The following is a 12,859-nucleotide window of genomic DNA, read 5'->3' on the forward strand; positions in this document are numbered from 1 at the left end:
CTAGCATAGCTAGTGGCTTGTGGAAAGGTGGTTTAACAGTAGTTTTCACCTCTATTGCAGCAATAGTAATACTGCAAAACCCTAATTTGGGCTTGCTAACTCTTATTGCTACCTCAGTTTTTTTAGGATGCTATTGCTTAGTTTTTATAGCAAGTAGTTTTTCCCTGTCTCTTTTCCTGGTTCTACTGAATCACAGCATATACAGAAATGTCAAGACTTACCACAAATTCTTAATGATTTCTTTATCAATCCTTGTTTCCTATTTGATTGGTAGCGATCCTCCTGCCCATTATAAAATTTCATCTCAATATTTTGTAGAAATCAAACTGCTAGCTGGCTTTTTAGTTGGGGTCTTTAGCGTAAAACTAAGTTGTGAGGTTAGTGATATTAATGGAAAACCTAAAAAAACTTTTGAATTTTTAAGGAACTGGGCGATCGCCTTCAGTACGTTTGGAAGCACTTCTTTTTACAATCTAGACCTCAGTAATATCGATTTCACGGGTGCTCAGCTTGCTAACACTGATTTAAGAGCCAGAAAATTTTATCGTACACGCTTCAAAAATGTAGAAGGTTTGGAACGAGCAAGAGTCGATAATCGTTATTTTGACCTTGATCAACCCAAATTTCAAAAACTTCTTACTCATGGATCTTGTGAAGAAAAGGATTTCAGTGGCATCAATTTGCAAGGAGCATATCTACAAGCAGCCATCATGCGTGAGTATGATTTCACAAGTGCTAACTTAAGTGGAGCTGATTTGAGTGAAGCTAATTTAATAGATAGTATTTTTGTGCAAGCTGATGTAACTGGCGTAGATTTTACAGAAGCTACTCTGACAGGAATCTGTATTGAAAACTGGAATATAAACAGTCAGACTTGCTTCACTAATGTTAAATGTGACTATATTTTCCGCAAGCGAGATAGTAAAGGAAAGCCAACCGATCGCCACCCCAGCGATCGCAATTTTAACCCTAGAGAGTTTGAATCCCTCTATCAGGAAGTTGGCAACATTGTGGAATTGGTCTTCAAGGAGGGAGTGAACTGGCGAGCATTTGCCTTTACCTTACAAAAACTCCAGCTAGAAGATGAAGGAATGGGCTTGGAGTTACGCGGGATTGAAAAGCGTGGCGACCTATGGATTGTGAAAGTCGCTCACAATGACAATGTTCTTAGTGCTGAGGTTGAGCGCAATTTGTATGCCAGACATGAAGAAATGCAAGCACTCCTAGTAACAAAAGAGCAACAAATCAATCAGCTATTGGGAATTGTTTCCGATCAATCTGCTGCTCTCAAAAACTACAGTCAAAAACCCTTTGGTCAAAATTTCTTTATCTCAGGCAGTACCATCACTAACTTAGCAGGTGAGGCGATCGAATATCGCGAAGCAGCAGGTCAAGTACGGAATATTATCGCCGGCCCCAATCTAGGAGAAATTGTCACCACCACTCAAAGCTTTCTCACGCAACTATCTGGACAAAAGGTAGCTGCCACGGCTGAAACTCAGGTAGACCTGATCCAACAGGTAATGCTAGCGGAGGCAGAGAAAGATCCAATTTTTAAGCAATTTTTGCGGCAGCAAGGACAACAGATTTTGGCAACCATTCCAGAGGGAGCTATTGCAACAGCGCTACGAGGAGCGATCGCTCAACTCTAGTAAACCCTGATTGCATTGGCAATCGAGCCACTATTTAGTTTGCCGTTGGCTTTTATGACGCTTTAGGGGCTGGGCGATCCATTGATGATGCGTTTAAGCTTGGCTGTATCGCTATTGATTTGGAAGGGATTCCCGAGTCTCTAACGCCCGTACTGAAGAAGAAAAATGTATAACTAGCAAAACATCAAGGATAGTCCAACAGAACATCTAAATTAACAGCACTGAACTTTCTAAGCAGGCGATCGCTTCCTCACAGAGTTTGTGTTACTAATCTTTGTATAAAGCTAAAGCTCAGCTTGCAGGTTTTACTAAACTTTTCTCCCAAGTCTCGCAAATTCCCGTAGCCACGTATTTGGAAACTTTTTTAATGATTAGAGTTGCAAGCAGAGTAGCAACAGCAGGAGCTAACCCAACTCCACTGACTAAAACAGGAGCCAACATCCCAGCCGCTTTGGTATAGTTCTGATTTATTGTTTCATCTAAAATCTTCCGAGTCTCTGCATCGTCTCCTCCGAGGGGTTTACACATCAGCTCGTAAGTTAAGGGGTTGACGCGATCGAAAAGCTGCCGACCAGCATCTAAAAATCTTGGATCGATGGATGCTCTAGCCGCAACGTTCACATCAATAGATTCCAAGGAAGCTGGGTCTATCCCTCCTGCTCCACGTCCAGCAACATCATCTCCTATAGCTTGTACGCGAGAGCCTAGCTGAGCTTGCAATACATCATCATCCAGCTCCCACAAACTTTCCACAATGGCTTCAACTTCTGTCATTTCTACTTATCTCCAGGGTTTAGTTAACAAGACTGTTACTGATTATTCTGGGAATATACAAAAATCTCCGGAAACCAATCAAGGTAGTTTAATTAAAATATAGTGATCTCTCAAAAATCTCAACTATTCTTATCATTTTTTTATTGAGCCATTCTCTCTCGGGAGATCAACCGTATTCGCGACTAATATCATTCCGGCTGTGCCGGAATGATATTACCCACCAAAAGAAGTCGGGGGTAGCGCGGGAGATCGTTTTACGTTTAATTAGAACGACCTACTTAATTACTAACCTCAGCCATTTCAATCACGCGACCGTCATAATCCTTGACCAAAAAATTTAGCGGCTTTTCCCGGCGAATTTTATAACTAATGCCGCGAGTTTGTACCCTCATCAATAGCTGATCCAAACATTCGCGATCGAAACAAACGTGACGCTGGCGATTTTTTTCCCCTGCACCGGCCCCGCTAATAATGTGCAGTTGGGTATTTTTCATCAACTGATACCACAAACCATCGGGACTGCCCAGCGTTTGAGAGGTCGTTGCCCTCCCGACATTCGGCGACAAATACAGCGGATCGATACCAGTTGTGCCCAAAGTTTGCTCGTAATTGTAGTAGTAGTGCAGCGGCACTTCTGCTACGGGCAGGTTTAGCATACCTTCATAGAACTCCCTCGCTTGTCCGAGATCCGATACCATGACCGTGTGTACCTTCGGAGCACTGGTGAGAAACATCCACATCGCCCCGGCATAGGCCGCCAGCAGCATTACCATAATCCCTTGAGTCGAAAATAAGCTGTCCAGGGGCAGGGACGGCAAAAAAGAGCTCAAGTACAAAGGCCGAAGTCCAAAAGCAATAAAACTAACTGCTAGAGTCATGAATTATAAGAAAGGTAAACAACGAAATTTAGGAAGATTGCAGTCGCGATCGCCCGCGAGACTTAAACTATTAGCTTAGCCATCTATGTTAGCAAAAACTAGCGGTTAAGCCCTACCCGATGAAAGTCTTTGTATACGGCACTCTCAAACCGGGGGAGTCCAACTACCTCCGCTACTGCGAAGGAAAAGTTGTGGATGCTTGCCCGGCGATCGCCCGCGGTCAACTTTTCGCCCTGCCGATCGGCTATCCTGCGATGATGGCCGGAGATGGCACAGTCTGCGGTTTTCTCCTCTGTTTCGCAAACTCTGCTATTTTGGACGATTTAGACCGACTGGAAGACTATCATCCGCTGCGGGAACCGACACAAAACGAATATCAGCGGCAGGAAATCGAAATTTTCGATCGACACCTCAAACCTTTAGGCACGGCTTGGGCATACTTCATGTTACCCGATCGCGTTCGTTCCCTAGGAGGCATCTGGCTGCCCCACGGGAGGTGGGAAAATCGGTTTTTCACCAAATAAGGTGGTTAATGCCGATGAGCTTAGGAAATGGCCATTGCCGTGGGCGAAGGCGGCTCGAACCTGTAACCATAACCCCGAATAGTTTTAATAAACTGCGATCCAGTAACATCAACTTGAATCATTTTCTTGCGAATCTGACCGATATGTACGCTAAGTAGGGCTTGCTGGATAAGTGCAGAAAGGTTACACGGCTTGGTTATGCGATCGTCCGATCAAGGAAAGTGTGCAAGATAAACAGGTAAAATAGTACAAAAGCCTTGCATCACCCAGTGCGAGCGTGTACAGAAAAGCTGAGCTTGCCTCAAGTCCCCCATCCGAGTTTGAACTGCCCTTTGGAGGAAGGTTGTCATCAGACAACCGTTGGGTAAAAATGGCCGAACTAATTCCCTGGTCAGAGTTTGAAGCAGAATATGCCCAAAACTTCCCCACAGAAAAGGGCGCACCAGCCAAATCATTTCGGATGGCATTGGGAGCATTAATCATCAAAGAAAAACTGGGAATTAGCGCTCGCGAAACGGTAGAACAGATTCGCGAAAACCCCTATCTGCAATACTTTATCGGTCAATCAAGCTACAGTAATGAACTCGCATTTGACCCATCTCTATTAGTACACTTTCGGCAACGAATCAGTCCGAACCTCATCAATAAAGTCAACGAACGCATGGTCGAAAAAATGCGCTCTCTCACCCCAATCAAACCAGAAAAAAAAAAGGCTTCGGACGGCAAAAATGAGTCACCCAATCGCGGTAAGTTGATCGTAGATGCAACCTGTGCCCCAGCCGATATTAGTTATCCGACCGACTTAGGACTATTAAACGGAGCCAGAGTTCATACAGAAAAAATCCTAGACATTCTCTATAAACAAATCAAAGAAAAAACCCATAAAAAACCAAGAACCTACCGTAATCTCGCCCGAAAAGATTACTTAGCAGTAGCCAAACAAAGACGACCCACCCGAAACAAAAGAAGACAGGCAATTAAAAAACAACTTCAGTACATCAAAAGAAACCTAGCTCATATTGAACAGCTAATCGATTTAGGTGCGACCATAGAAGGTCTGAATAAAAAGCAATATAAAACTTTGCTAGTCCTCACAGAAGTCGCTCGCCAACAACAGTGGTTATTTGACAACGATAAACAGAGTATTGAGGATAGAATAGTAAGTTTAAGTCAACCCCATATTCGTCCTATAGTCAGAGGAAAAGCCGGGAAAAGCGTAGAGTTTGGAGCCAAACTGTCAGCCAGTTGTTTTGAAGGATATGTATTTTTAGACCGGATGAGCTGGGATAACTTTAACGAATCAGGGGACTTAAAAGCACAAGTAGAAGCTTATTATAGATTTACAGGATATTATCCAGAGTCAGTTCATGCAGATCGCATTTATCGTACAATATCAAACCGAGCGTGGTGCAAAGAAAGAGGAATTAGGCTCAGTGGGCCCCCTCTAGGAAGACCCCCAGCAAATGTGAGTAAATCAAAAAAGAAGCAAGCGTTGGAAGATGAGAGAATTAGAAATGCAATTGAGGGCAAGTTTGGGCAAGGGAAACGAAGATTCGGTCTCAATCGAGTGATGGCAAAACTTGATAATACATCTGGTACAGTTATTGCAATTAGTTTTTTGGTAATGAACCTTGCTACCTGGTGGCGTCGGCTTTTTTGTGTGTTTTTATGTCTATTTGGAAAAAGAACACCTGTTTTTGGGTTGAAGATAATCCCCAATTATAGATGGGGGGACTCGATACAGAAAAAACTTATATTTAACTCTGCTTGAATATATCGATCGCTCCTGTTCTTAGTTTGCGATCGATTATTCAGCAAACCCTAAGTAGCTAGACAAAATTAATTACATAGTTTTCTCCAAATTCTTTCAGGATTTTTTCCACAGATGTAACAAAAGTTCCCCAACTCTTGTAAGCACATATCTCAATCCATTCATACTTAATAAACAGCCATTTAATTTCAATTAAATTTAATTCAGGAGAGTAAGAAGGCAACTCAAAAAGAGTAATATTACGTTGTTTCCACTCTTCAAGTTTGTCAACAATAGCATCACTGGTATGAATAGAAGCTTGATCTGTGACAATTACCGTTGGCTTATGTACTGCGGGTAAAAAAGCATCAATACAGGCAATAACTACATCTGAATTAATACTTTGAGATGAAATATAAGTTTCAAGATGGTTATTTCGATTCATGATTCCTAGTACATTCATTCGCTGACTACGACGACTAGGAATTGTTAAATATTCTCCGATATCCTGCCAGCCATAGGGGACACAAGGAATCATACAAAATCCCGTTTCATCCAAGTAATATAAATCAATCTTACCCTCATCATCCAATTGTTTTAATTCTTCTAATTGCGCCTTTTTATCTTGATATTCTTGGGCTGGAGGCTTTTGATCAACTCCTTTACGCATACGATGCCAACTCATCTTCAGCATTTTTAGTATTCTTTGAATTGTTTTTATACTCGGACTTATCCCCCAGGCTTCTTGAACTTTTGGGCTAACCTTTTTTAATTGCCTTGGTTCTTGTTTGGCCCACTCTTTGATTTGGGCTTTCTGCGAAGAGTTAAAGAGTGCCTTAGCACCCAGGGTAAGAGCGTCTCAATTATGCTTGACAAAAGGAATCCGAAGAATCTAAGATCTTGTCAAGAAAACAAGAACTGATAATTTGAATCAGATAATCATTATCCATAGCGGCCCGTTTCATTTTTTGTCGAAGACTACGTTTGTAAGTAGGTTCGCAGTTGAGGGCATTCAGCGCAATACGTCGCAGGACAGCCAAATTCCGGGGACTGTGGAAAGAGCGAATCCGGCAAGCATCTTCAGCAAAGGTACAATCTAAAGTCCAATGAGCCTGATTTTCAATCCCCCAATGTTTTCGGATGGCTCGACCCAAAAGTTGGGCATCACTATCTAAAGAAGTTAGATAGAATTGCACTTCCCGAGTAGTTTTGTTCCAAAGATGACGCACTCGAACAACCATGACCACACTTTTTAATCCCGCCCATAATCGCGGTTGGTAAAGCTCAGCAATGACCGTAATTGGCACCGACCAAACTTGACGGATTTCTCGCCGATGATGACCGGACTCAATCCGTTGCTCATAACTGACATCAATCCCGGAAAATTGCTGTGCAGAAGCTCTATCAAACCATTCTTTAACCTGATGATGGAGAGTCGGATGATTAGCTTTAAGTGTCAGGACATAATTTCCTTTTTTTTCAATAATCTTTTGAGCAATTTCAGTTTGAGTCCCCATAGCATCAATAGTAATGATAGAATCAGTGATGTCTAGCAACTCTAATAATGCCGGAATAGCCGTGATCTCATTCGATTTATCATCCACTTTCATCTGCGCCAAAACCAGACGTTGTTCAGAAGACCAAGCAGTAATAACATGAAGGGCCGATTTGCCTTGATTGCGGTCATAAGAACCTCTAATTGTCTTACCATCAATGGGAATAATTTCTCCTCCTGTCTTAGTGACGAGAGTTTCTACCCATCGTCCAAAGCATCGATTCAATGCTTCTGGGTCAATGAACTCAAATACTCGACGAAAAGTGTCATCGGAAGGGATACCATAAGGTAAGGTCAAAAACTCTTCTAACCACTTTTTTTTACTAATGCCATAATTCTCGATGTCTTCCCACCCTTGCGCTCCGGCGATGATAGCGAAAATTGCGATCGCTAGGATATCGGTGAGTTGATGTTTCTTAGTTCGCTCGACTCTGGGGTCTTTAATATCTGCAAAATGTGCTACTAAACTTTGTTGAATATCTTGAATCTCTGCTACTTCCCGGAGCGGTAGTTGAGGAAGAGAGCTTTTTTTGCCAGAGGTAGATTTAATCTCAAAACCCTGAGACATAAAATGTATTCCTAAATATTTTATTGGGTGGCATTGTTGTCATCTCACTTATTTGACTCATTGTCAAGTACAATTTATACCAAATTAGATGAGCTTACCCTGCCTTAGCACCTCTTCCTGGTTTATTATAAAGTCCTATCATTCCCTTTAATTCCCACCGATTGAACCAGTTGTAGAGTGTCTTATAACTTATTCTAAAAATATTCATTAACTCTCCTTTTTTTACTCCTTGCGAAGCTAATATGAGGCAATGTGCTCTCTGACGTACCTGATGATGTCGGCTTTGGCGATGAATTCGAGTCGAGCAATTTAGACGAAAGAGGATTTATTTCCCTGATAAACAGCATATGAAATTCTAATTAACTCATAATTTTGCTGGGAATATCATTTTACTATGTATTTGTGTAATTAATTCTGTCTAACTACTTAACAACTTTCTGTTCTCCTGTGTCCTTGCAGTTCCACCCCCAACTTTTTTCGATTAGCTGTTGGCGACTCCAAGATTGACCAGAATGACTTGCCAAAAAATACAAGATATTAAATTCCAAGGCTGTTAACTTGATAATGCGATCGTTGAATGTTGCTTCCCGGCGCGCTGAATCGATCGCGAATTAATCGAATACAATACGTGATGAAGTGACAGGCCTCATCCGTCTCAACACAACTTCTATACGCATTGCCAACTCTGCCAAACCAAAGGGTTTACAGATATAGTCATCAGCACCTGCAGACAAGACTTTAAGTTTATCAGCTTCGTCTGTCCGGCTGCTTAGCATGATCACAAAAACATTAGTACGGCGTTGCATTTCCTGGCAGAGGTGATAGCCTGTAGTATCCGGTAAATTCCAATCGAGAATTACTAGCAGTGGCTTGAATTGCTCAAACAATTCTAAAGCCGACGCGCCATCGGCTGCCGAATCTACTTGATATTTCTGATTTAAAAAGCGATGAACTAGATTGCGGATGGCTGGGTCATCATCCACAACGAGAATCTTGGGAGTAGTATCAGTAGTCATCACAAAAAAGTTTATTTTTCTTGTCAATTTAAAGCTGGCAATTACAGCACAGCTTTAGTGAAGCGTAAATCCGACATCGTTCCAACTAATACAGATTTTTTTCCGGCAATTCTTCTTTCAACTTCGCTTGAATGTCAAAAGGCTCTCCCCAATCCCAAATTTTTACTTCTAGGTGTTCGTTAAATATCCTTATTTCAAGCTCTATCGGAGTTTCTAATGGCAGATTTTTGTGAGCGTGGCGCACAGCATTCGTAAACCCTTCAATCACAGCAAGTTTACACTGATGCAAAACGACTAGGGGAAGTGGTAGAGGATCTAACTGTTCAACCCACGATAAAACTTGAGCAACAGCCTTGATATCAGTATTTACTTGAAGGTTAATTTTGTGAAAATGCTGGTTACAAATTGGCTCGGAGTCGGGAACTCGTTGCTTTGGAAACCAGAAATTAAAGCTGGTTAAAACATCGAGCGCCCGCTTAAAAAAACCAGGGTGACTGCTGTCTTGGGATGGTACTAGACTAGGCTGCTGATAATATTTTACAATCAACAGACAGTTTCGACCGTCAGAAGTGCGGGTATAACTTAGCTCATCGGCAATTTTGCCAATAATTTTTATACCTATCCCACCTGACGGAATTTCATCTATGTTATCTATCATGGTGCTATCCTTTGTCATCATTTAATGTGTACTTTTTTACCTAAAAAAGAGAGTGGCATTCTAAACGATTAAGTTTGCATGATTTATGCCTGACTTTTCCCGTATGCCGTGCAGTTGTTGTCCTGATCATTTTCTCTTTTTTGCTCGGGTCTTGACAAACTCAGTTTGCGATCGCTAAACTGAGCGAAAACTGACATTGACAATTCGATAAGTAAATTATATAATGACCACCCTCAAAGCCTCTGAGGAGGGATTAGTAAAAATTAGGCAAGCTAGAAGAGAAAAGGGATCGACTATAGAAGACCCCAGATGGCTAGTAGAAGCTAGTCAAACATTAGAGCCCGATCGAACTTGGACAGAGGCCGGGCCTTATGCCGATGGCCTCTCGCTGCCGACTTGGAGGCGTTTTTTACGAGGACAAGAACCTATTAAAGCCAATGCTTTCAAGGCTTTCTGCACGGTTTTGCAGTTGAATTGGGAAGAAATTGTCGATCGTCCTCCTTTAGCCCCCCCTTACCAAGAGGGGGTTGGGGGGGTTAGAGATTTTTGTCAACAGCCTATTGATTCGGTAGTCGAAGAGATACGGCAAAAATGCCACAGCAAAATCCAACAGCTTTACAGCAAAATGCAACTGTTGGATATTGCACAGCCCGTTGATGTCAGCAACCTCTACGTTGAAGTCAACATTTTGGAGGAAATTAGCAGTTGGCAGCCGGGAGAAATTAGCGATTTACTGAGAGACTTCAACCCAGATGCGGATAACTTTAACCGCTTGGGTTTAGGCAAAGTACGCCAGAAACGAGTATCAGGATTGGATGCGGTGAAATCTCACTCTAAACTAATGGTACTCGGCAAACCTGGTTCCGGTAAAACTACTTTTTTGAAACACATCGCCATTCAGTGCGATCGCGCCAAATTTGAAGCCAACAAAATACCGATTTTTATCTCTCTCAAAACCTTTGCGGAAATCGCTAATGTTGACTTATTAGAATATATCAGCGACGAATTTGCCAGTTGCGGAGTTGAGGCGCGAGCGCAAACTGAATTCGTACTCAGTCAAGGCAGAGGCTTGATTTTATTGGACGGCTTAGATGAAGTGCCAGAATCAGATAGCGATGCAGTCGTCAGACAGATTCGTCAGTTTGTCCAAAAGTATTACAACAATCAGTTTATTATTACCTGTCGAATTGCCGCTTCTAAGTACAGATTTCACGACGAAGCCTTTACTTGTGTTGAGGTAGCCGATTTTAATAATAAGCAAATCGCTGCCTTTGCTCACAATTGGTTTGTGGCTTTTTCCCATAATCGGGAGGCAGGTAAAGCTTTAGCATCTCAATTTGTAGAGAAGCTAAAAATGAATAAAAATCAGCAAATCCGAGAACTGGCCGTAACGCCTATATTGTTGAATTTGACTTGTTTAGTATTCCAAGCCAAAGCAGATTTTCCATCCAACAGAGCCAAGTTGTACGAGGAAGGACTGGAAATTATGCTCAGAAAATGGGATGAAACCAGAGGCATTCAACGGGATGAAGTTTATCGCAACTTAAATTTTTCCCACAAGCAACATTTACTTGCTTTTGTGGCAGCTATTACTTTTGAACGGGGCGATTACTTTTTTGAAAAAAACACAGTTCAACAATTGATTGGCGACTATCTAGCTAACTTGCCCGATGGCACAACTGACCCCGTTAAGTTCGAGATCCATAGTGAGGTTGTGCTGAAGGCGATCGAGGCACAACATGGATTATTAGTGGAGAGGGCAAGAGGGATTTATTCGTTTTCTCATCTAACATTTCAAGAGTATTTCACTGCTACAGAAATAGTTAACAATTCCCCTCCACAAGCTTTGAGAAAACTCGTCAGCCACCTAACCGAGAAGCGTTGGCGAGAAGTATTGTTCTTAGCAGTTGGGATGTTGCCAAAAGCTGATGACTTGTTACTGTCAATGAAACAGCAAGTGGATGGACTGGTCGCTGAGGATGAGCAGTTGCAGCAGTTCCTAAGGTGGGTAAACCAAAAATCCCTTTCTGTTGATTTTCCTTACAAACCTGCGGCCGTGAGATTCTTTTACTTTTCCCTTCTTCCATCCCTTGAGCTTGCTCTTCATCGTAACCCTGAAAGTTTCCTTGACCCAGCCCTTTACCTTGCCGTTAAACATACCTTTGATCCTGCTATTGAAATTAGCCTGGATCTTGTTCTTGACCTTGCCATTTTGCCTGTACTCGACGGTGCTATTGACCCAGCCCTTAGTCTTGCCCACGACATTCTTCTTGTCCCTCTTGTTGAACCTGAATTAATGCAAGCACTGCAAGAACTTAAGAAACAGCTACCTCAGCCAGATGGTGACAAGGAAATATTTAGGCAATGGTGGCAAGCTAACGGACAAGTCTGGACTAGCGAATTAAGAAAAATCATCATTTCCTATCGCAATATAGGTCACGATTGGCAATTTACCGAACAGCAGAAGTCATTGCTAAGGAAGTATTACGATGCTAATAAAGTGCTGGTATATTGCCTCAATAGCGGTTGTAATGTATCTCCTGCTGTGCGGCAGGAAATTGAGGAGACATTGCTGTTACCGATCGCAAATCTGCAAAAAATCGGTGACAAGTGTGATCGCCCGCTCTAATTCCACTCGCTACCTACTCCGATATTAAGATGCGATCGCCCCACAATTCGTCATTCAAAGCCAGGAAAGTGCCAAAGGATATACCCACCTTGAAAAACTGGGAAAAACAGCAAAAAGCCCCCTTTTTTAGGGAGCTTAGCGACTTCCGTTATTGCTCAAAACAGAAATTCTACTGCGCCTTTGGCAATGACTTTTGAGGGGTTGCTACACCAACTTTGGGAATATCCATTATCGGTGCATTTACCCCAAGCATCAAATCGTTGGGATTAACAATCTCCACCAGAGGCTCGTTTAAAGCCATAATCAAACCGTCAGATTCAGCAGGAACAGGCGATCGAGCAAACTCGGGAGCAAACAATTGGCGGCCGCCACCGACACCAGACACCACCCCAATTAACAAAGCTGCGATCGCACCTCCACCCAACATCCAAGTTTGTTTCGGCTTGCGTTCCACCCGCTGCAAAACCTTCGTTGCCAACTCCTGTGCCGATTGTTCCGCAGCAGGCACCGGCATTGCCTGAAAACTCTGCTGCATCATCAGCAGTCGCGAGTACAAACGCTTCGTAGTGGGGTCATTTTTCAGCCATTCCTCAACTTGCCGGCGTTCTGCCGCCGTCACTTCGCCATCGAGGTAAGCACTCAGCAATTCAAATCGATCGCGCATCATAGTAGTTACATTCCCCTGGGGATAATTGTTGTTAGCTTGAGTTTCAGCGAGTGAATCCCCGATACCTTGCTGATTCTGATTTTTATCCGATTCAAAGTTATAATTCATATTTCAAAATTGCTTTAATTGGAGAAAGGACGCACCCGCGATTAGAATGATTTACTGCTTTTTTATATTTTAAAAGAGAA

The 12,859-nt window shown here is 42.5% G+C and carries 14 protein-coding genes; 4 read left to right on the forward strand and 10 right to left on the reverse strand.

Annotated elements, in window-relative coordinates; genetic code table 11:
• The first annotated feature begins 233 nt into the window (after positions 1–233).
• Complete coding sequence (locus D0A37_RS21485; RefSeq protein ID WP_242717390.1) at positions 234–1,652, forward strand: pentapeptide repeat-containing protein; 1,419 nt, start codon at positions 234–236, stop codon at positions 1,650–1,652.
• 291 nt (positions 1,653–1,943) lie between these two features.
• Here the strand turns inward: D0A37_RS21485 and D0A37_RS21490 are convergent, their stop codons facing one another.
• Both D0A37_RS21490 and D0A37_RS21495 read right to left on the reverse strand, forming a co-directional pair.
• Positions 1,944–2,426 (reverse strand): hypothetical protein, encoded by a 483-nt coding sequence (locus D0A37_RS21490; protein WP_242717392.1) that lies wholly within the window; start codon positions 2,424–2,426, stop codon positions 1,944–1,946.
• A 278-nt stretch (positions 2,427–2,704) separates the two neighbouring features.
• On the reverse strand, positions 2,705–3,304 hold the full coding sequence (locus D0A37_RS21495; protein ID WP_006631273.1) for a VOC family protein: 600 nt from the start codon (positions 3,302–3,304) through the stop codon (positions 2,705–2,707).
• Positions 3,305–3,423: 119 nt separating this feature from the next.
• On the opposite strand from D0A37_RS21495, the gene D0A37_RS21500 reads away from it, so the two are divergent.
• A complete protein-coding gene (locus D0A37_RS21500; protein WP_190740133.1) occupies positions 3,424–3,828 on the forward strand; it encodes a gamma-glutamylcyclotransferase family protein in 405 nt (134 codons plus the stop codon).
• A gap of 20 nt (positions 3,829–3,848) precedes the next feature.
• Here D0A37_RS21500 and D0A37_RS29545 read toward each other — a convergent pair whose 3' ends face one another.
• On the reverse strand, positions 3,849–3,950 hold the full coding sequence (locus D0A37_RS29545; protein WP_445242425.1) for a response regulator transcription factor: 102 nt from the start codon (positions 3,948–3,950) through the stop codon (positions 3,849–3,851).
• 155 nt (positions 3,951–4,105) lie between these two features.
• On the opposite strand from D0A37_RS29545, the gene D0A37_RS21505 reads away from it, so the two are divergent.
• Positions 4,106–5,599, forward strand: coding sequence for an IS5 family transposase (locus tag D0A37_RS21505; protein ID WP_242717340.1), 1,494 nt, complete (start codon positions 4,106–4,108; stop codon positions 5,597–5,599).
• Between the two features lie 58 nt (positions 5,600–5,657).
• On the opposite strand, the gene D0A37_RS21510 is transcribed toward D0A37_RS21505, so the two are convergent.
• The 6 genes from D0A37_RS21510 to D0A37_RS21530 all read right to left on the reverse strand — a co-directional run bounded on the left by D0A37_RS21510 (position 5,658) and on the right by D0A37_RS21530 (position 9,375).
• Positions 5,658–6,425 carry an IS630 family transposase gene (locus tag D0A37_RS21510; protein WP_445242555.1) on the reverse strand — a complete coding sequence of 256 codons (768 nt, stop codon included), beginning with the start codon at positions 6,423–6,425 and terminating at the stop codon, positions 5,658–5,660.
• A gap of 16 nt (positions 6,426–6,441) precedes the next feature.
• The gene (locus D0A37_RS21515; protein WP_242716910.1) at positions 6,442–7,701 is read right to left on the reverse strand and encodes an ISAs1 family transposase; all 1,260 of its coding nucleotides are present in this window, start codon (positions 7,699–7,701) and stop codon (positions 6,442–6,444) included.
• Positions 7,702–7,795: 94 nt separating this feature from the next.
• Positions 7,796–7,996: a helix-turn-helix domain-containing protein gene (locus tag D0A37_RS29550; protein WP_445242556.1), complete on the reverse strand. Its 201-nt coding sequence runs from the start codon at positions 7,994–7,996 to the stop codon at positions 7,796–7,798.
• Positions 7,997–8,123: 127 nt separating this feature from the next.
• A complete protein-coding gene (locus tag D0A37_RS21520; protein ID WP_445242426.1) occupies positions 8,124–8,249 on the reverse strand; it encodes a winged helix-turn-helix domain-containing protein in 126 nt (41 codons plus the stop codon).
• Positions 8,250–8,312: 63 nt separating this feature from the next.
• Positions 8,313–8,717: a response regulator transcription factor gene (locus D0A37_RS21525; protein ID WP_242717396.1), complete on the reverse strand. Its 405-nt coding sequence runs from the start codon at positions 8,715–8,717 to the stop codon at positions 8,313–8,315.
• 85 nt (positions 8,718–8,802) lie between these two features.
• Entirely contained in the window at positions 8,803–9,375 is a 573-nt protein-coding gene (locus D0A37_RS21530; RefSeq protein WP_242717398.1) for an ATP-binding protein, read from the reverse strand.
• Positions 9,376–9,598: 223 nt separating this feature from the next.
• On the opposite strand from D0A37_RS21530, the gene D0A37_RS21535 reads away from it, so the two are divergent.
• Complete coding sequence (locus D0A37_RS21535) at positions 9,599–12,004, forward strand: NACHT domain-containing protein (protein WP_242717400.1); 2,406 nt, start codon at positions 9,599–9,601, stop codon at positions 12,002–12,004.
• A gap of 169 nt (positions 12,005–12,173) precedes the next feature.
• On the opposite strand, the gene D0A37_RS21540 is transcribed toward D0A37_RS21535, so the two are convergent.
• Positions 12,174–12,779, reverse strand: coding sequence for an anti-sigma factor family protein (locus D0A37_RS21540; protein WP_242717402.1), 606 nt, complete (start codon positions 12,777–12,779; stop codon positions 12,174–12,176).
• Between the last annotated feature and the right edge of the window lie 80 nt (positions 12,780–12,859).

It is taken from the genome of Microcoleus vaginatus HSN003 (assembly GCF_022701255.1).
GTDB lineage: Bacteria > Cyanobacteriota > Cyanobacteriia > Cyanobacteriales > Microcoleaceae > Microcoleus > Microcoleus vaginatus_B.